This is a genomic window from Vibrio sp. 10N.222.55.C7 (genome assembly GCF_041473335.1).
GTDB lineage: Bacteria > Pseudomonadota > Gammaproteobacteria > Enterobacterales > Vibrionaceae > Vibrio > Vibrio crassostreae_C.
In genome coordinates this window covers 58,046-77,803 of record NZ_JBFRSC010000037.1, presented here as the reverse complement: position 1 = coordinate 77,803, position 19,758 = coordinate 58,046, and the positions used below count along the sequence as shown (strand labels likewise).

Below are 19,758 nucleotides of genomic sequence, written 5' to 3'. Positions count from 1 at the left end.
TTGAATGACTATGCGTTGATTTGCGTAACCAGTTTGTTGATTTTGCCCATCAAGTTTGGTGCTAGTTTAGAGATCTCACGCTGTTCTTCAAGCACTGACGAAAGAATGTCATTGCCTGTTAGTGGGTTTGCTAATACCACGCGGAAAACGATGATTGGCTGATGTACCCATGCTTCAGGGTTTAAGCGTGTACGTGACACGAAAGACTTACCTGTTTCACGCTGCTTCTTCTGAATAAACTTAGTCAGCTCATTGAGCAACTCATTCAGTTCGACACGATGTTCAGGCTCAGCTTTAAGCAGTGCCGCTTTGACTGACTCAGGGACATAGCGATAAGTCAGTAGGCAAAGCTCAGGTTCTGAAACCAGCTCGAAGTCGCTCTGATCTTTAATTAGGTCGGCAAAGTAGCGCGCTTTGTTGATGCTTTGGTCGATCAGCAGTTCATAACCTGGGCGGCTAATGATGTGCATTGCGGCGTAAACCAGCATTGCCATACCTGAACGAGAACCTTCTAACGTATGGCTGCCTAAATCTTTTGAGCCTTTACGAAGAATGTATTGAGCATGATGTTCAATCGCAGTCATCGCATCTGGCTTCTTAAACAGAACCATACCCGCACCCATAGGGATATAAAGCTGTTTATGCGCATCAATCGTGACTGAATCCGCCAGTTCAATACCATCAAGTAGGTGACGATGATTGTTAGACATCAGAGTCGCACCGCCCCAAGCTGCATCAACGTGGAAATGACAATCGGATTCGGCACACACCTCAGCAATGTCTCTTAGCGGGTCGATATTACCGGTTTCGGTTGTACCAGCCACACCAATGACGGCGAAAGGTTTGATCTTGTTCTGCTTGAGCTGCTCGATCTTGAGTCTTAAATCATCAGTACAAATACGGTTGTCGTTATCTGTTTTAACAGACACTAGACCTTCTTGACCAATACCAAGGACATCCGCGGCTTTTTTCAGAGAGTAGTGGCCACGTTCAGAGACTAAGATGGCAAGGCCTTCGTAGTCGTAGTGCTTCATGGCTTTAAACAGGCCTTCTTTTTCTACACCTTTGAACGAACCTTGCGCTTTTAGTGCGTTGTTACGTGCAACCCAGAGCGCTGTAATGTTCGCGATGGTACCGCCAGAACAAAACGCACCTAAAGAGTGGTTTGCGCTGTGCATCCAACGAGAATAAAACTGGTCACTATCTTGATAAATCAGGCGATGTAACATGCCCAGAACTTGACGTTCTAGGGGAGTGAAAGCTTTTGAGGTCTCGATTTTTACTAGATTCTGATTCAACGCAATCATGATTTTTGAAAGCGGCATCAGGAAGTACGGCAACGCAGAGGTCATATGGCCAATAAAACTTGGCGAAGACGTGTGAACCGAATGAGACACAAGAGAATCGAGGAGATGCTCAGTATGTTCAGAAACAAACTCAGGCTGCTCTGGGATATGAGCATTTGAAAAATCTTTCTCAATTTCACGTAGCGGCTTTTCTTCAGCCACAATATGTTCACGTAAGAATTGATTCAGGTTTCGTGAAAGTTTGTCTTCAATTTGAGTGAGTGTTGAATCTGGGCCTTCAGGTACCGTGAAGATACGTAGAAGACTGTCGAAGCTAACATCTGCTGTTTTTTGTTCCGTAACCATAGCAAGCGAGTTATTTTTCTAATATTGACGCGAGCGGGACAATCTAAACGAAAACGGGAACAATGTCCCGTCTTAATTATGAAATCCAACTTCTCAAAAAAGCATATTAAATGCGGGGTTATTTACACTTAATCGCTTCAAGTTTACTGATCGACTGGTTGTAACGCTGCAGCGCTGAGTCGATTTGCTTAGGGTGACTAAGCAGCTCTGCAAAGGCAGAACGTAGTTCGTAGTTTTGAGCGTGAGGCGTTGATTGGCGGTCATCGAATGTTGTTTTCGCGATTTTACCAAGCTCATCATCACGTGTTGATAGCGTTTTAATGTCGTGTTGCTCAAGTTGCAACCAACCTTCTACAGGTTGCTCTGTTGCCACTTTGCTTGAATCGTTCACAAGGTAGTAGTTAACCGCAGCACGATTCAGCTCAAAGTGGTGCTTACGACCTTCTAGGAACCACTCACTCACTTCTGTTAGCTCTGGATATTGCTCAGAGGTTAATGCAGCAAGGTCGGCATACCAATTCAAAGAAGCGTCGATGTACGCATCATATTTTTTTGCTTGGCACTGGTTTGTCTCAGACATTGAATCTGCTGCAAAAGAGAAAGTAGAAGTTGAAGCTAGCAGTAATGCGACGCAAAGGCGTTTCATAGTGGTTCCTTTTGTAAGTTTATTCTTTTTATAACTTTGTCGTTACAGGTTACCGTGATCGTTATTTGTTGAGCAATGACACTTAGTGTCTTTTTATTTCGGTAACTGTATCGGTGTCTTGGGCATTGGTATTCGAGTTGCATTCTAATCTAAAACAAACGCTATTCCTGCGATCTAGTTAGCAAGAGATACAAAGAACAACATCAATATCGGAACAAGCAAGCTGAGGATAAAGCCACTGACGATAGCGATAGGCACACATCTAACGCCGCCTGTTGTTTGAATGACCGGTAAGGTGAAGTCCATCGCAGTCGCACCAGCATAACCAATGGAAGTGCATGGGTAGCTGCGAATTAGCACTGGAATCAGTACCAAGGCAACTAACTCTCTTAACAGCTCAAGCATGAAAGAAGCGCCACCATAGACAGGACCAAAGGCGTCACCCATTAAGATACCAGCCAGAGAGTACCAACCAAATCCAGAAGACATTGCCAAGGCTTTGAACAGAGGGATATCTAGGATGTAAGCCGCGATTACACCACCTAACATTGAGGTGATGATAATGGTTATTGCGATAACCATACCGTGCTTGTTGAGTAAGATCTGACGAAGTGTGAGTCCGCTATTACGCAGCTGAATGCCGATAAAGAATAGAAGAACAAACAGAATCCATTCGCTTGCGGTATCAACCCAATCAAGGCCAATAGGCAGCACTAAGCCAGCGATTAGCCCTGAACCTACCACTAAGATGAGTTTTGCAGATTCCATCGCCATAGAAGAGAGGGGAAGCTTCTTCTTGCTACTGTCGGTTTTGAGTGGCAATAACTTATCAATAGCGGGCAGTGCCATTAGGTTACATACGCTTAAGCAGACAAAGAAAGTGACGGTATATAGAAGGATTGTCTGCAGGTTACTGCCTAGGTTATCGAGGGCGGCTAAGCTTAGTCCCATCAACGCCAGAATCACGTAGATCAACCGCGATGTTGAGCGGTTGATAAATTCTAATGTCTGAGCGTTCGAAATTGCAAAAAGATACCCCACGACGAGTGGCGCAAATATAAAGATCATCCCTGTAAACATGCTTTCCCCATTGCATTTACTTCATATTACATTTACTTGTAATTTAACAGTGACTTAGAAGCCGCTAGTATTGATCACGTCGCTTAGCTTTGCATTAAAATCATGCTTGCTCAAGTTGCTTAATTTATAAAGCACCTCTGCACCTGTCACGTTAAGTTCAACTTCGTGATCATCGATGTTCTCATCCTTGTTTCTGAACATCAGCAGGTGGTTAGCGATTCGAGCGATATCTAAGTAAGAGACTTCACGCTGTTCGTGGTTATTGATGGTATTGCTGCACACATCAATAAAGTCGCTGTCGAAGCCCCAACGGTTAAGCACCAATTTACTGGTAGCAGAACATTGGCCTTGGAAGATTTGTAGAGCGATGTCGTGATCTAGGTAATTGCCATTTTCGAGGTAGAGGTGGTATTCGCTAACCAAACAGAACAAACCAATATCAGCCAGTAATCCAACAAGCAGCGATTTTTCATGCTCAAGGTAACGGTATTCAGTAGGGGAGAGCTCTTTGAAGCTGTTGGTGACAAGCACCATAGTAGCGCCCAGCTCTTTTGATACAGAAGCGCTCTGAACCAATACCTTATTACATTCTTTACTGAGGTTGACTGAGTGTTTGAGTTGCTCAATAGCCTGAGCCGTCACGATGTCACGTACTCTTAATATGCCAAGGCGCGACACCGCCGTCATAATATCAACACAAGTAATATTACGTCGGTTAAAGACGACAGAGTTAGCCACACGAATGACAATAGCAGCGAGGCCTGGGTCTTCGAGTAAGCACTCGGCAACGTCAGCAATCCCAGTTGATTCAAGGGTACAAAGCGATTGAATCTTCAGTACAACGTTAGGGATAGGAGGAAGTGTTATTTTTCCCGCTGAGATAGAATGTCCAACAAGTTGGGCAAACTCTGATTCTAGACCCTTTAAGAGAAGAGTCTTATTTTGAGGTAGCCAGAAAAACGATAAATGATTCATATAAAAAGTAAAAACAGGTCTGTCCTGCCATTTTACAAGCCACGATGCTGCGAGGCAATACTCACCCGTCTACATAACCTTTAATAATTTGAACCGGTGTATCACTAGGTGTCCAAATTCAAGCATGGTTTGATAGTTTACTGTGAAGTCAATCATGAAAAACCGGAATACTCAATTGATTGATGTGAACTAAGTCCAGACTTATTTTTCTTTTCGAAGTATGATTTATTTAAAGGTGAAAAACGAAACCATAATATTCACCTATAGAATAACAAAATAGATTTAAAATTTTCGCATAACAAGCTGCTTGTCTGGTGATCAACCTAATCGGGGTAATTTGATTAAGGATCAACGGATATGACCGAGACAGCATTTATTAATTACGTGAATCAATTTGGTGAGCATCAAAAACGTTCTATGTTCGGAGGTATTGGCCTCTTTCAAAATGACGCTATGTTCGCTTTATTGAGTGAAGGTTGTTTATTCATTAGAGGTGGAAAATCATTAGATAAAAAACTGACCGATCTTGATTGTGAAAAGTATCGTCATGTAAAGAAGCAGACAACAGCAACCGTAAACTATTACGACATTACGGATCTGTTTACCTGTGAACATCCTGAATTGGATAGTATTATTCGTACTTCAATCGATAATTCAATTCAGCAGCGTAGCTTCAAGAAGTCATCAGCTAGCCGTAGATTAAGAGATCTACCAAACATGCAGCTTACGTTAGAGCGCATGGTTAAAAAGGCGGGGGTGGATGATGTTTCAATGTTTATGAAGTTGGGCGCACCTGAAGTGTTTAATAAGGTTCGCGAAGCGTACGGAAACGATGTTGACCTAAAACTACTTTGGAAATTTGCGGGTGCAATTGATGGTATTCACTGGAAACTATTACAAGAGCCACGCAAGCAGCAATTACTGAAGAGCTGCCACTAAAGAAGTTTGCCTTATATGCTTAAGATTACTGTCAATAAAAAAACCGAGGAATGTCCTCGGTTTTTTTGTTTCTGTCCTAGTCGGATTTCTTAAAAGACTAAGTATCAAAAGGCTAAGTGCTCGTTAAGAGCTAGCTTGGCTTTAAGTATTAGTACTTGAAGCGAGCAGTGAACATAAGTTGGTCACCGTAGAAGTCGTTAATACGAGCTTCAGCACCTAAAGAGAAAAGCTCTGTAGAGTGGAAACGCGCGTAAACAGAACCTGTCCAATCATCGTTGTCATCGATAGAAACGTAACCACCTTTACCACCAACTTCTAGTTGTGGACCAAGCCATTGGCGAACACCAATGTTGATTTCCATACCGATATCAGTAGAGCTTGAGTTCTCAGGTTGAACGATACGAGCTAGCATTTCACCTGTTAGGTCTGCCCAGTTGTTTAATGGAGCGTGGAAACCAAGACCTACAGCTGAGTCGTAATCGCTTTCAAATTCTGAATCGATACGTGCTATAGCGTGAGCGTTCGGGTGAATGGACTTACTGAACGCACCACCAAATGTTACTGGGCTAGCACCGATACGTGCTTCAAAGTAATCATAGTTAAAGTTGCTCATTACCTGTGGTTGTTCATCAACAGCTAGTGCTTGACCAGAAGCCAATAGCATAGCGGTAGTAAGTAGAATTTTGCGCATAACGACCGTAAACCTATATTAGTGTTAATTCCTTTGGTTTGAGACAAATCGGCAAACCATAAACATTGAGACAGTTTAATCTAACTCACGGAAAAGTAATCCTTTAAAATGTAAAACCTTACTCATTTAGTTAAAAAACAAGCAAATTAAGGATCAGTATGTAACGGAGATCTCATGTTTAGGGCGAATGAGAAAAATAGACGAGCGAATTATCCAAAATTTGTATACATTCGGAAGGTTTTTATATCGGGTGACGCTATTCTCAGTATCCATTAACCAATCAGTGCTATTCACCAAAACTGGTGCGTTTATCCGCCATTGAAGTCAGTATGCGCTCGGTATCTAAGATGGAAGTCCAGTTTAGCAATTGCTTGTCGTTGGCAATGACATAGTCAGTCAATTGTTGAGTAATCGTGTCTCTCAGTTGATCGCCTTGCCAAGGTTTTGAAATATAGAAATCAAGTGCAGCGTTGTTAATGGCCGTGACGGTATCTTCCAGCCCAGCTTGCCCTGTGAGCAGCAGCTTACGTGTTGGTTTAGTAGCGTCGTGTTGGTTGAGTTCGATCAGAAAATCAATGCCGGTTTCTTCTGGCATGATGTGGTCGCATAAGATTAACGCGAGCTTAATACCATCTTGTCCCATTTCTTTGATTACTTGCTTGGCTTCATCGACCGACTCTGCACCTTCAACCAGAAAGTTCTCTTCAAATATCGCCAAGTCCTGAAGGACACTATTGAGAACTTCAGGTTCATCATCGACACATAAAATTAGGTACTTATTCATGAGGTGCTCCTTCTTGTTTGAATGGAAGCCACACTTGCATGTTTGTATGGCTGCCTACCTCTGACTCCACCAAAATAAACCCTTGATGAGCCGAAACGATTTGTTGAGAAATGGATAACCCAATCCCTAAACCAAAGTTGCCTTCTTTTTTAGTCGTGAAATTTGGGTTGAAAATAGTGTTGATGTCTTCTTTGGCAATGCCGTGGCCAGTATCGGAGATTTGCACCACAAGAAACGCGTCGTCGCCTTTTGTCTGTTGAGAAGTGGTGATGGTCACTTTTCCTCGTTCAGATAGGGCATCGAGCGCATTGGAGATAAGGTTGGTCCACACTTGTTGCAGCGAGAGCGACTGGCACAATAAAGGCGGTAAGTCGGTATCGTAATGCTTTTCGAGTTGGTGGTGTTTAAGCCTGTTTTCGAAGATCACTAAGGTATCTTCAAGCCCTTCGTGGATATCTGTGTAGTGGCGAACTTCTTCATCTTCTCTAGCATAGCTTTTTAAGCTTTTGACCATATCGGCAATACGCTTGCTGCACACTTGAATTGAGCGGATAGAGTTTCCAACATAATGGTAATGCTCTAAGTCATTGAGCAGCTCTTTGCCTGCGACAGGGGACGCCTTTAATGTGTTTAGAACCGTAGAGTCTTGGCTTAGGTTTAGTCTCACGGCTTTTTTTGCTAAAGCACGGTCATTAATCGTCGACGTAAGATGCTTTACGAGCTGTCTTTCTTGGGCTGTTGATAGTGGCTTAGCTAACTTTGAATGTGCCAGTACGTCAGTCCCTTTATTGGACTCTGGAACGGATAGGTTTGCCAATATTTGGTCGAGATGGTCTGACAGAGTTTCGATGCTTATTAATATGGCAGCAATCGGGTTATTCAGCTCATGTGCGACTCCCGCGACTAGCTGCCCGAGCATCGCCATTTTCTCTTTCTCGATCAGTTGTTGATGTGCAGACTCTAATGATTCTAGTGTCTGCTGCAGTTTGATCTTATTGGTGATGCTGCGTTGCAAACGTCGATTAAAATGACGGAGCAATAGATTGGTAAATAAAGGCAGCAGGGTATTGTTTGAATGCATCACCTGAGCAAAGCTATCTTTATCCAGTTTGATAACGCGAGTCTGCGTTAGGGTGATCGCCGTAGAAAACGAAGGCTCGCCTGTTACAAATGACATCCCGCCAACAATGTTCCCTTTGGAGTGACGTACCACTTCCCGCTGTTGCCCAAGTTCATCTTTCTTATAAAGAGCTGCTTCACCCTCAATGATCAGCCATAAAAAGCGATTGTCTTCGCCTTCCACAGTGAGTAGATGCTCAGGGGAATAGTCACGAATGGCCTTAGTTTTGTCATCTTTTGAAAACACATCTTGTAAGGCACTGACGACACGTTCTGCAAGGGCATTATCCGAAAGCTGGTGGTAATCGTGAATGAAACCCGATTGGAAAGAGTGAATCTTTTGCTCAATGTGCGCTCTGAGTAAGCGTTGTTGATCCAAGGCATCGCTGTAAGAGAGCAGGTTTTCTGAGTCGTATTGGATAACAAAAGAGGTCAGCTCTTTTTGCGCTGATTTGAACAGAACCTGATCTTGAACCGGTTTGGTTAAACAGTGGTTGAGCCTACCTTCATTCACAGCGGTTAAAATGGATTGAATGTCTGACGAAGCGCTGACTAATATCGTTCTTGCGGTATTACTATGGGGCAGCTGTTGAAGTTCAATCAGGAATTGCACGCCATTAAATTCAGAATGATGATGAGTGATCACCAAGGCAACGGTTTGGTTGTGATCATGAATATCTTCTAATGCGTGATGTGCGTCTTCTATGTTCTCGGCAGTATAAATATCGAATACAGAAGCCAACGGAGCCAGCTCCGAACGTATTCTTTCAATGCTAACCGGATTATTGTCCAAACAGATAACAGCGTATTGATTCACAGCTCAACCTTAATAGTAGCGACGTCTTTAGCCTAGCAAGAACCGCCGAATAAGGATGAGAGCTAGCCGTTAATTTATTGAGGCAATCGAAGTATCGAGCAATAGACTGATTTAACTCAATGTTTCTTGTTTGCTACTGATGGGTTAGACTAAAAAAAATAGACACGTGTAGAAAGAGAACTCATGGAACAGTTAAGAAAAATTGGTGCTATTGGCGGAGCAATCTCACTGGCACTTTGTTGGCCGCTAGCGGTTGGGCAAATTGGACAAAATGCGATTACCGATGGCGTTGCAAAGCTTAACAATTCAAGCATTCAAGCTGAGATCGTGGAATACGATAGAGGTTACTTGTCTTCCAACGTAACCACTCGTTTAACTGTGACGGATGAAAACCTGAAAGAGCAACTTGCGATTGATGGGTTGCCGAGTGAGTTTGTCATAAATAGTGCGGTTAGCCATGGTTTGGTGAGTCTAAATGCACTGTCGACGTTTGAGAATACCGATATTCTGCCTTTAACTCTGACCACTAGTACTGAGCTAAACGGCAACACTGACTTTAACTTTGAGTTAAGCCAGTTCAATCACCAAGGTTCTGATGAGAATGGGACTTCGGTCTCGATCACTAAATCGAATCTTTCTGGCCATGCGACTGTTTTAGGCCAAGTTGATTACGAGCTTTCAATCCCTTCAGTTCAAATTGATTTTGAAACCGGTGAAGAGGTAACGCTGTCTAATCTGAAAGGTGTGGGTTCAGGCCAACAAGCGAAAGGCTACTGGTTAGGTACTCAGAATTTTACTATCGATAGCTTCTTGGTTTCAGATTCTGCAATGCAGCCTTTCATGACCATTGAAAATTCTAAGTACGATTTTGAATCACATCTAGATGAAGCAACTAAGCGTCTGCGCAGCAACCTCAAGCTGGATATCGCAAACATCGAGACCAGTGAAGGCCAGTTGAACAACCTAAACGTCGATTTTGAAATGTCGAAGTTGGATAGCGAGTCGTTTGAGAAAATCTTTGAGATTTACCAATCTAATCCTGTGATGACGCAAGAAGACGTTGCAGAGATCATTCCATTTATCGATATCCTGTTTGCTAAAGGTTTCGACCTTTCAATGAACAACATGTCGTTAGAGTTAGGTAAGGGACAGTTCGAATCTAAGTGGTTGGTGAGCGTGCCGGAAGGGACCGAAAACATCAGCAGCAACCCTTCGATGATCATGCCTGCATTAACGGGCAACGTTCACTCTAGCTTCTCAAATGAACTTGTTGAAGAGTATCCATTCATCCGTGAAGGTATCGATGAATTGCTTGTGATGGAAATGATCAAGGAAACAGACAGTGGTTATGAAATCAGCGCTGACTTAGAAAATGGAAACCTAGTGTTCGAAAATGGACAAGAAATTCCATTAATCGCTCTACTTATGCCGGTTTTGGTTCAATAAACAGAGCAGGCGTGAATACTGATAGGGTGATTTAGCAGGTTAAGCTTAAACATTTTATACGGTACAAAACAAAAGAGGTCTTAAGACCTCTTTTGTTGTTTTTATGTTGGGTAAAACATGGTATTACTTGCATAGTTATTATTTAGCAGGAGCAATCATCCCCATGGAACTTACATTAGATAACGTATTCAACTTCAGTGCTGGCCCAGCTGCACTGCCTAAACCGGTAATGAAACAAGCGCAAGCGGACTTTATTGATTGGAATGGTTTAGGGACTTCCGTGATGGAAATCAGCCATCGCAGCAAGGAATTTATTCAAGTTGCTGACGAGTCCGAACAGGACCTACGTGATCTTCTGAACATCCCAGACAACTACAAAGTTCTTTTCTGTCAGGGGGGCGCTCGTGCTCAATTCGCTGCTGTTCCTCTAAACCTTTTAGGTGATGCGACGAAAGCGACTTACATTGATGCGGGTTACTGGGCAGAAAGTGCAGTGACTGAAGCGAGCAAATATTGCGAAATCGATGTATTCAACGCGAAGACGTCAATTGATGGTAAAGCAGCGGTTGTTCCAGCTAAAGATTGGAAAATTGACCCGGAAGCTGCGTATGTACATTTCTGTCCGAATGAAACCATCGATGGTATTGAAATCAGCGAGCTTCCTCAAACGGATAAGCCAATCGTAGCGGATATGTCATCTAACATTCTGTCTCGTAAGATTGATGTGTCTCAGTACGGTGTTATCTACGCGGGCGCGCAAAAGAATATCGGCCCTGCGGGTATCTGCATTGCAATCGTACGTGATGATCTACTCGAACTCGCAAACGACGTGTTGCCGAGTATTCTGAACTACAAAGTACTTGCTGAAAAAGACTCAATGTTCAACACACCACCAACCTACGCTTGGTACCTATCAGGCCTTGTGTTCAAGTGGCTGAAAGCTCAAGGTGGCGTTGAAGCGATGGAGTTGGTGAACAAAGAGAAAGCAGCGCTGCTTTACGATGCAATCGATAGCTCAGCTTTCTACAAAAACGATGTTCACACTGCAAACCGTTCTAGAATGAACGTGCCGTTCCAACTGGCGAAACCTGAGTTAGATGGCAAGTTCCTAGAATTGGCTGATGCTGCAGGTCTGAAATCACTGAAAGGCCATAGAGCAGTAGGTGGAATGAGAGCTTCACTTTACAACGCAATGTCTCTGGAAGGCGTTCAAGCGCTGGTTAGCTTCATGAAAGATTTCGAAGAGAAATACGCTTAATCGATGATAGGGCTTTGACTGATAAATTGCTTATTTGATTTTTATTGTGTCGAATGCACCGAACGAGATAGATGCCGCTTTTGCGGCATTTTTTTTGTCGTTAATAATAAAGGGTATGGTATGTTGATTTATTGTAAGAACAGTCATCCAGAGATATGACGGATGTATCAGAATGAGCAGACCTTTCTCTTAAAGCGAGAGTATCAACTGTTATTTAGGCACTTTTTACTATATAACGTGTCGCCCAAAGCTAGGTCTCTAATCATGAGCAGTGAGCGATAAGCCGCATCGCCCGGTTTATTGATGGGCGATTAAAATCCAACGTCTAATTTTTACCACAAGGAACCAAGTGTGAGGTTATTGAGTCTATTTGCGATGCTATTTCCGGCCGTTGCTTGTTCGTCCACACTTGAAATATGGGCTGGTATTAATTATGAAACGGCCGATTATGTAAAAGAACATATCGAAGCGATGACTGATCATCGTGTAGAAATTCGTTCGTTTGACGTCAACAGTATTCGTTCTGAACTGCTTGTTGCTGATCCTAGAGACAATACCTTTCCCGACGCCATCTGGGTTCCTTCTGACTTCTTAGGTCTAACTGAATATATCGATTTAGCGACGCTTCCTGATGCTTGGGTCGATACCCAACGCTATGAGAAAAAAGCGCTCGATGCAGTGGTCATCAACGGTGAGCTTAAGGCGTTACCGGTTGGTATTGGAAACCAAGTCGTTCTGTATTCGAGCAAGCCTCAAGCGCAAGTCGTGACATGGGAGAGCCTAATTGAACGCTCTGCTCAGTCCGATCAAGTGAGCGTGCTTTTTCCCAATCCAAACATGTACTTCTATCTAGCTTTCTATCAGCTTTTTTCTGAAGACTTATTATCGTCGAAGAATGTTAATGGTGAAGGGTTAGTTGCTATCTTTGATTTCATCGACATGTTGCAGCAGAAAAAAGTCATCGAATCATCGTGCAGCGATATTTGCGCGAGGCAGAGGTTCATCAATGGGGAAGTCGAGTTTTTGATTGACGGTGATTGGGCGTTCAGCGAACTCGATGCCGCCTTTGGTCGAGATTTGTACATCAATTCGTTGCCGACCTATCGTGGTGAAAGTATGTCTTCATTTAGTGGCGCAAAGGTTTTTGCTGTCACGGAAAAAGGCATGCAAAACCCAGATAAGAAATTGGCTTTGAAAGAAGTCGTTCAATACCTGCAATCAAACAGTTTCACCTCTTTAGCTCACTCGAGTGCCATGGTTTCGCCGTTTTATGAGGTTAATCAACGCCGTGTTGAGGAAGGTAACCAGACACTTTCAAATATGTACGATGAGTTTCAAGCATCGCAAATGATGTCGAGTGACTACAAGATGGCGATCGTTTGGGAGGCATCGGCTCGGGCGTATCAGCGTTACAAGTCAGGGATGCCAAAGAGTGAACTGCATAAATTTTACAATGATTTTGTTCAATATTACTCGGCGAATATGAGGGTAAGAGATTGAAGCTATCATTAAAATACACCATGGGCTTGGTGTTGCTGGCTTGCTCAATGCTTCCTGTTTACCTAGCGGGACAGTTGATTCTCAATAAACAAAACCAAAGTTCTTTAGAGCAAAAAGAAACCAAGCTGGACAACTCTACGACCGGTATTCGTCAAACCGTACAAGAGCAAATTAAGCTGACGGCGAGCCTAACTCAATGGTATTCGCATGACCGATCATTGATTAAAGCGGGTGGTAATATCTTTTTCTCGAGTGTTATTTGGGACAAGATGGATAGCTTCAATGCGCTAGCGGAGAGTGTGTCCGCGACTTATATTCTGGACCAAAACTGGAAGCCCATTTATGACAGCAAAGGCAGCTTGTACCATTTTGAGCAGAGCCAGTTATTAGAAAGCTTGAAGCGTCCTCAATCGGTTTATGGGCAAGGGAAATTGTTCCACACCGAGTTTACCGAAACTGAAGTGGCGGATAATGCCGCTACAGGTATCGTTTTTGTCGCGCCGATTTTACCTTATCGTTTGATAGAAGGTTCTACATACACGCCGCAGGGTTATCTTGTGGTTCTTATGGGGTATGACAGACTTAAGACTAAAGTGACGCCTTTCCTTTATCAAAATGAGTCGGTTGAGTTTAACTATATTGATTCAACGGATGCTCAATCTTCTGAACAAAGTGCGAACATTATCTCTATCGACAGCACATTCTTTACCGACAAATTGGTACTGAACGTCAAACATCATATTTCCGACAGTGAGCGTTTATTAGAGATGCAACAAGCTCAGGTGGTCTTTGTCAGAATATTGGTGGCGACGCTTGCCATCTCGATTGTGTTTGCTCTGTTCCTAAGCCGCTGGTTCTCAGGGCAGTTAAACTTGTTGGCTGAATCTGTTACGTCGTATTCGCATAACCAGTCACCGACTCATAGTGTGGATGAACATCGTTTTACAGAGTTCGTCACGCTGAGTCGTTTATTGGAAACCTTGTGGGGTCGCATACAATACCAAGTCCGTGAGCTTACCGAAAGTAACGATAAACTCGAAAGATTTAATGTTCAGCTAGAGGACTTAGTCGAAGAGAAAACCAGCAAGTTAACTAATTCGCTCGCGCGTGAAGAATCCCAGAAGCATCGTATTTTGAAGATCGTTCAGTTTGCATCATCAAGACACGCGGCTGAATATCGGTTGATTCCTCAAATGGTCGATCAAGAGTTAAAGACATTACTTGTTCAACATTCGATTCAGTTTCATTTTAACCGGACTGGCGAGGCTGACCTGATACTCTGTGACTCACAGGGGACGGCGATCGGGTATTTTTGTTCAAGTTCATTTGATGTCCTCAGTGAAGAAGATCTTCTGATTTTTGACATGTACCAAAAACAGTTAGCTGGTTGGCTAGAGCTCGAAAATATTACACGGATTAACATGCCGACTGGCTGTTTGAATCGTAAAGCTTTTAATGAAGATCTCGAATTCAGTAAACGCAGCATTAACGACAATCAAAATCAGATTTCTTTGATCATTATTGATATCAATGGCTTGAAAACGACCAATGATGTTCATGGGCATGAGATCGGGGATGAGCTGATACAGCGCTGCGTAGACGTAATCAGCCACGAATTGACACCTGCCAGTAATCTATACCGTTTGGGTGGAGATGAATTTGCGGTGCTTACCTTAACGTCTGGTGAGTCGAGTTCGCTCAATGTCGCAAAGATGACTGAGCAGTTGTACATTGCTCAGGAGCAACAGGCAATCGAGACTAAAGCGGGTATCTCTATTCCTGTCAGATTCTCGATTGGTGCAGCCTCTAGTGATTCAACAGACGTTGAGCAATTGTTCTCAGTCGCTGATGAGAATATGTATCAGCAAAAGCGTCTTTATTACCAAACGTTGTCTGTGGTTGGGAAGTAATAATGCCAATCGCGCTGACAAATAGCGATCACGATTTTCGACGCCCATTAGAGCGGAACTGCTGGGGTGTGACGTTATAATATGTTTAAACGCTTATGGGAAATGCGCTTAGTCGGGCCAACCGTTGCTTAAACACAGACGATAAAAATGAAAAAGCCGACCAATGGAAGTTGATGGGCTTTGTGTTTGTATTTAGCTTACGTAACTCAGCTAGAGCCAGAAACTCTTCAGAGGCATCTCAGAGTCAAAGTGATGAGCAATTTGCGCTTGGAGTAGCTCAGCGGTCGCAATAGCGTCAGTTAATGCATGATGCGGCGTGTAGTCGGGCAGATGGTATCGACGACGACTCTGACCCAGTCTCACTGAAGCTGGCTTCTTACCTTTCAGCTTGTTCCACAAGCCGCCAGCCAGTTTATTTTGGATCTGAGATTCAATCTCCAGCGTGTCGAGGACTGGGAACTCAATGCCTTCACCGAGTCGCACTTTCAATGCATTGTCCAAAAAGTCACGTTCGATACGACGATAGTGAACCACAGGGATATGTCCCGCCATTGATTCTAAGATCTCGCCCAACACTTCGCTAAGGTCTGGCGCATCAATGATGTCATTGTGAGTGATGCCATGAATCACGACAGACTCTTCTTCAAGTTTCTGTTTTGGTCTTAGAGTCCAGTGTTTGGCTTGTCGCAAGTAGATGCGATTGAGCGTAAATGGCACTAAACCAATGGTAATGATGCCGTCTTTGTTTGGGTTTAACCCCGTTGTCTCAAAGTCGACAGCCAAAAACATCACTTCTGAAAGTGGCGTATCAGGCGCAGGAAGAGGCTGGCTATAAAAGTGCTTTAAGCGCTCGTCTCTCGCTCGTTCAAGCTTCTGAGCAAACTTAAATGGCCAATCGACCGCAGGTGATCTGAATAGTTTGTTCATAGGCCCTACTTAAACTTGTTGCTGGCTTGATAACGGAACTTAAGGAAGTTTTGCGCATTACTTAATATTTGGAATGCATCCTTTAGGTTACGTCGTTCGAAGTCAGACAGGTTCTCTGGCTCGATGTTGTTATCAGGCTCGATATTGTTGTCGACATCGTGTGCTTGGTGGCGAATACGAACCAGAGAGATAAACTCCATCGCATCTTTCAAATCTTGAGCTCGGCCTTTTGGCAGAATACCGGCGTCAATAATGTCATCTAAGCGTTCGAACGAGTTCTTAGAGCGAGACGCTACCGCGAGCGAGTGAACACGAATCAAATCGGCGAGTGGCGCAGTACCACGACGCTTAAGGTTGATAGAGTTGTTGTGACGGCCATCTTTCTCCATCACGAAATCTTTGAAGAAGCCGAGCGGAGGTGTACGGTTGAGTGCGTTACGTGCAAGACACGCCAAGAAGCGATTGTTCTTACGTGCGCGTCGAACAATAAAGCTGTTCAATTGCTCGGCCCATTTCAGACGACCATAAACGCCATCTAAGTCGAAGAAGATTGAAGCATTTAACAGTGCTTTCGGGTTTGGATCATCAATCCAATCGGCAAAGCACTCTTCCCATTGTCGACGAGTCATACGCCACGTTGGGTTAGTCACCATGATATCGCCAGTACAATACACATAGCCACACTGATCTAAGCCATCACAAATAAAGGTCGACAGCTCCTCAAAGTATTTACCGTGCTTTTTCTCGTCGTAGGTATCATCAAGAATGATTGCGTTATCTTGGTCGGTAACCAGCAGCTGCTCATCACGCCCCATAGAGCCCAGTGCGAGGAAACAGTAAGGAATAGGCGACTTGCCCAATTTCTCTTCGCCCAGTTCGATAATTCGCTGCTTAAAGCTACGACCAATTACCGACATTGCAGTACCCACCATGTGGGCGTTGGCATCTTCGTTAACTAAGCGCACAAAGCTGTCTTTTACTTGCTCGGAAAGCACCTTCAGATCTTCGATACTTTGTTGCTGGAAGATACTACTTACCAATAACAGCGAGTTTTGAGACTCATAACGAACAATATCGGTCGCTTCGATAATACCAATCGGCTTCTTATCTTTAAGCACTGGTAAATGATGCACGTTATAGCGAAGCATGGTCATCATAGCTTCGTATACGTAAGCATTGTGATCGAGAGAGATAACCTCAGGTGTCATTACGCTAGAGACTTCATCCGATGGGTCAAGCCCTTCAGCTAAAACGCGAGTACATAAATCTCGGTCGGTGATGATGCCAATCACGGGTGTTGAGTCATCTTCATCATCTTCAACGATTTCTGGGTCGATGATCAACAAAGAGGAAACATTATCCTGTGCCATCATGGTCGCAGCTTGCTGAATCGTGCGCGTTTTTTCGATCATTGGTGCTTCGCTGGTCAGCAGCGTTTTAACCTTGGATGTCGTTAAGTCGTTAGCGTCGTTGCTGTCTGAGTTGGCTTGGCGCAGTCGCGCGTTATCTTCTACTTCTACGAAATCGGCAAAGGAGTCGTAGTTGTCGTAGAGCTCTTGGAAGATAGGCTCAGGAATACAGTAAAGCAGGGTATCTTCGGTGGCTTTAACTGGGAAACGCACCTTGTTGTTGGTCAGTAGGCCCATTTGACCGAACAAGTGGCCTTCATCCAGGCGGTTATAGAGTTCGCCTTTACGGCGGTAGACTTCGACTTCGCCACTTCGAACGATGTATAAGTCATGAATTTGATCACCAAAGTGAATGATAGGGGTATCTTGGCGGTAATAAGAAATTTCCACGCTACTGGTCACTTTCGCCAACATCTCCTCAGGGAGTTCTGTGAAAGGGGGGTATTGTGCCAGAAAGTTTTGAATCTCTAATAACTCAGCATCCATAATGATCATCCATTGGTTTGTATGATTTCATGGTACAACATTTGATAATATTTTGCCGTCACAAATCAATCTGTGAGCTAAAACCTTTTTAAAGTCTTATGGATAGACTAACCTTTCAATTAATGGAGTGACAGTTTAAGGATGATAGGAATGTCGAAGTGGAAGCTTAGTTTTGTATCTGCGGTTTTTATGTTTTCTCCAAGTTTGTGGGCGGACACTAACGCGGTGGATATTTTAGATTACGACCATATTTATGCCACGGCGCATTCGGGCAGTTTAAATGAAGATGCAGGCAGTAATAATAACGCCTCGTCGTATGGATTAGGCGTCAGTTACGCGATGACGGATGATTGGTTGTTGCTGGGAGACTACAGCGCACGCTTTATTCACCCTGATGACACCACAACTCGAATTGATACGCTGATGCCAGGTGTTGGTTACCGTTACAGCATTAAGAAAGATTTAGATATAGTGGCTTACTACCTGCTTGGTATCACAAAAGGTAAGGTTGAAGATAATGACACCAACCGAACTGAATCTTCAGACACTGAGTTCATCCAAGGGGTAAAAGCTGAGCTTAACTATGGCTTTGCGAAACGTTGGATAGCTAACGGGAGTGTGCAAGTGAATCGAAGTGACCTGTTTGATGAAGAGGTCTATCACTTAGGTTTACGTTATCTAGTGACCAATAAGTTTGCGATTGGTGGGTCATATCAACATCGAGATGGTGAAGGTAAAATTCGTAGCGAGCGTACTCACGAGCTAGGAGTGGAATTTTTCCTAGAGTATTAGCCAGTAACGAAAAGGCTAAGTGCACTAATAGCTCTTATATACAAAGAGACAGACACAAAAAAGCCAGCTTAATTGCTGGCTTTTACACATCTATTGGTCTGCAAATACAGGTTTCGCTTTTCGATTAAAGAACCGCAGCGATACCTTTACATAGAGGACCCATGTTTGACTTAGTCATACCAGCAACACTGATACGGCCAGAACCAACAATGTAGATTGCGAATTCGTCTTTTAGGCGAGTTACTTGCTCTTTGCTTAGACCTGAGAACGAGAACATGCCGTTTTGACGTTCGATGAATGTGAAGTCTGCATCAACACCTTCTGATTTCAGTGTCGTTACGAATAGTTCACGCATCTCTTGGATACGGTCACGCATTTCTGCCACTTCTGCTTCCCATTCAGCACGTAGATCAGCATCACCAAGGATGTGAGTAACGACAGCACTGCCGTGGGCTGGTGGGTTAGAGTAGATAGAGCGGATAATGCTCTTAACTTGAGAGAATGCTGTCGTTGCTACGTCTGCTGATTCAGCAACCAGAGTGAATGCACCAACACGCTCGTTGTACAAGCCGAAGTTCTTAGAGAACGAGCTAGCAACAAGGATCTCTTTGTTGTATTGAGCAAAAATACGTAGGCCAGCAGCATCTTCTTCAACGCCTTTTGCAAAACCTTGGTAAGCAAAATCGAATAGAGGCAGCAGTTTCTTCTCAGCAACCAATTTAGCCAGTACTTCCCACTCTTCAGTTGTTGGGTCGATACCTGTTGGGTTGTGACAGCAGCCGTGAAGAAGAACGATATCGCCTTCAGAAGCTTTCTCTAGGTCAGCAACCATACCAGCGAAGTCTTTGTCTTTAGTTTCAGCGTTGTAGTAGCTGTATTGAGCAGTTTCGATCCCCGCAGCTGCGAAAACGCCGTTGTGGTTAGCCCAAGTTGGGTTACTGATCCAGATTTTCACTTCGCCCAGTTGGCGCTTGATGAATTCACCCGCTACGCGAAGTGCACCTGTACCACCTGGAGCTTGTGCTGTTTTAGCGCGTTGAGATGCAACGATCTCTGCGTCTGAACCGAAAAGAAGTTTCTGAACCGCTAGACCGTATTCAGCTGTACCTTCAATCGTTAGGTAAGATTTGGTTTTTTCGTTTTCAAGAAGTGCAGCTTCTGCTTTCTTTACTGTTTTAAGTACTGGTGTTTGACCATCTTCATTTTTGTAGATGCCAACGCCAAGGTTGATTTTCTCTGCACGAGAGTCTTTTTTAAACTCTTCAGTAAGGCCGAGGATAGGATCGGCGGGAGCAGCTAACACTTTTTCAAACATAATCTTCATCCA

The 19,758-nt window shown here is 43.7% G+C and carries 16 protein-coding genes; 6 read left to right on the top strand and 10 right to left on the bottom strand.

The window, feature by feature from the left end:
• Positions 1 to 8 precede the first annotated feature (8 nt).
• From panP to AB4482_RS13170, 4 genes are all read right to left on the bottom strand, one after another.
• The gene (panP, locus tag AB4482_RS13185; RefSeq protein WP_017060397.1) at positions 9 to 1,652 is read right to left on the bottom strand and encodes a pyridoxal-dependent aspartate 1-decarboxylase PanP; all 1,644 of its coding nucleotides are present in this window, start codon (positions 1,650 to 1,652) and stop codon (positions 9 to 11) included.
• A gap of 118 nt (positions 1,653 to 1,770) precedes the next feature.
• Complete coding sequence (locus AB4482_RS13180) at positions 1,771 to 2,298, bottom strand: hypothetical protein (protein ID WP_017065407.1); 528 nt, start codon at positions 2,296 to 2,298, stop codon at positions 1,771 to 1,773.
• Positions 2,299 to 2,472: 174 nt separating this feature from the next.
• Positions 2,473 to 3,378: a lysine exporter LysO family protein gene (locus AB4482_RS13175; RefSeq protein WP_017071961.1), complete on the bottom strand. Its 906-nt coding sequence runs from the start codon at positions 3,376 to 3,378 to the stop codon at positions 2,473 to 2,475.
• Positions 3,379 to 3,432: 54 nt separating this feature from the next.
• On the bottom strand, positions 3,433 to 4,353 hold the full coding sequence (locus AB4482_RS13170) for an HDOD domain-containing protein (RefSeq protein WP_017066065.1): 921 nt from the start codon (positions 4,351 to 4,353) through the stop codon (positions 3,433 to 3,435).
• 357 nt (positions 4,354 to 4,710) lie between these two features.
• Here AB4482_RS13170 and AB4482_RS13165 point away from each other — a divergent pair, with 357 nt between their 5' ends.
• A complete protein-coding gene (locus tag AB4482_RS13165) occupies positions 4,711 to 5,292 on the top strand; it encodes a TfoX/Sxy family DNA transformation protein (protein WP_372132172.1) in 582 nt (193 codons plus the stop codon).
• A 148-nt stretch (positions 5,293 to 5,440) separates the two neighbouring features.
• Here the strand turns inward: AB4482_RS13165 and AB4482_RS13160 are convergent, their stop codons facing one another.
• The 3 genes from AB4482_RS13160 to AB4482_RS13150 form a co-directional block, all read right to left on the bottom strand.
• Entirely contained in the window at positions 5,441 to 5,983 is a 543-nt protein-coding gene (locus tag AB4482_RS13160) for a hypothetical protein (protein WP_017065409.1), read from the bottom strand.
• A gap of 286 nt (positions 5,984 to 6,269) precedes the next feature.
• Complete coding sequence (locus AB4482_RS13155) at positions 6,270 to 6,767, bottom strand: response regulator (RefSeq protein ID WP_017065410.1); 498 nt, start codon at positions 6,765 to 6,767, stop codon at positions 6,270 to 6,272.
• A complete protein-coding gene (locus AB4482_RS13150; protein ID WP_372181071.1) occupies positions 6,760 to 8,703 on the bottom strand; it encodes an ATP-binding protein in 1,944 nt (647 codons plus the stop codon). Before AB4482_RS13150 ends, AB4482_RS13155 begins: the two co-directional genes overlap by 8 nt.
• A 183-nt stretch (positions 8,704 to 8,886) precedes the next feature.
• Between AB4482_RS13150 and AB4482_RS13145 the strand changes: the two genes are divergently transcribed.
• The 4 genes from AB4482_RS13145 to AB4482_RS13130 all read left to right on the top strand — a co-directional run bounded on the left by AB4482_RS13145 (position 8,887) and on the right by AB4482_RS13130 (position 14,817).
• A complete protein-coding gene (locus tag AB4482_RS13145; RefSeq protein ID WP_017068763.1) occupies positions 8,887 to 10,149 on the top strand; it encodes a DUF945 family protein in 1,263 nt (420 codons plus the stop codon).
• A gap of 163 nt (positions 10,150 to 10,312) precedes the next feature.
• Positions 10,313 to 11,407 (top strand): 3-phosphoserine/phosphohydroxythreonine transaminase, encoded by a 1,095-nt coding sequence (gene serC / locus AB4482_RS13140; RefSeq protein WP_017065411.1) that lies wholly within the window; start codon positions 10,313 to 10,315, stop codon positions 11,405 to 11,407.
• Between the two features lie 351 nt (positions 11,408 to 11,758).
• The gene (locus tag AB4482_RS13135; RefSeq protein WP_372055821.1) at positions 11,759 to 12,907 is read left to right on the top strand and encodes an extracellular solute-binding protein; all 1,149 of its coding nucleotides are present in this window, start codon (positions 11,759 to 11,761) and stop codon (positions 12,905 to 12,907) included.
• 20 nt (positions 12,908 to 12,927) lie between these two features.
• Positions 12,928 to 14,817: a GGDEF domain-containing protein gene (locus AB4482_RS13130; RefSeq protein ID WP_102320459.1), complete on the top strand. Its 1,890-nt coding sequence runs from the start codon at positions 12,928 to 12,930 to the stop codon at positions 14,815 to 14,817.
• Between the two features lie 210 nt (positions 14,818 to 15,027).
• On the opposite strand, the gene AB4482_RS13125 is transcribed toward AB4482_RS13130, so the two are convergent.
• Together AB4482_RS13125 and AB4482_RS13120 are read right to left on the bottom strand one after the other, a co-directional pair.
• Complete coding sequence (locus AB4482_RS13125) at positions 15,028 to 15,744, bottom strand: 3'-5' exonuclease (RefSeq protein ID WP_017060409.1); 717 nt, start codon at positions 15,742 to 15,744, stop codon at positions 15,028 to 15,030.
• A gap of 5 nt (positions 15,745 to 15,749) precedes the next feature.
• Positions 15,750 to 17,639, bottom strand: a complete 1,890-nt coding sequence (locus AB4482_RS13120) for a DUF294 nucleotidyltransferase-like domain-containing protein (RefSeq protein WP_372181070.1) — start codon at positions 17,637 to 17,639, stop codon at positions 15,750 to 15,752.
• A gap of 150 nt (positions 17,640 to 17,789) precedes the next feature.
• Between AB4482_RS13120 and AB4482_RS13115 the strand changes: the two genes are divergently transcribed.
• The gene (locus tag AB4482_RS13115) at positions 17,790 to 18,431 is read left to right on the top strand and encodes an outer membrane beta-barrel protein (protein WP_017068768.1); all 642 of its coding nucleotides are present in this window, start codon (positions 17,790 to 17,792) and stop codon (positions 18,429 to 18,431) included.
• A gap of 124 nt (positions 18,432 to 18,555) precedes the next feature.
• Here the strand turns inward: AB4482_RS13115 and AB4482_RS13110 are convergent, their stop codons facing one another.
• Positions 18,556 to 19,746, bottom strand: a complete 1,191-nt coding sequence (locus tag AB4482_RS13110) for an amino acid aminotransferase (protein ID WP_017065416.1) — start codon at positions 19,744 to 19,746, stop codon at positions 18,556 to 18,558.
• Between the last annotated feature and the right edge of the window lie 12 nt (positions 19,747 to 19,758).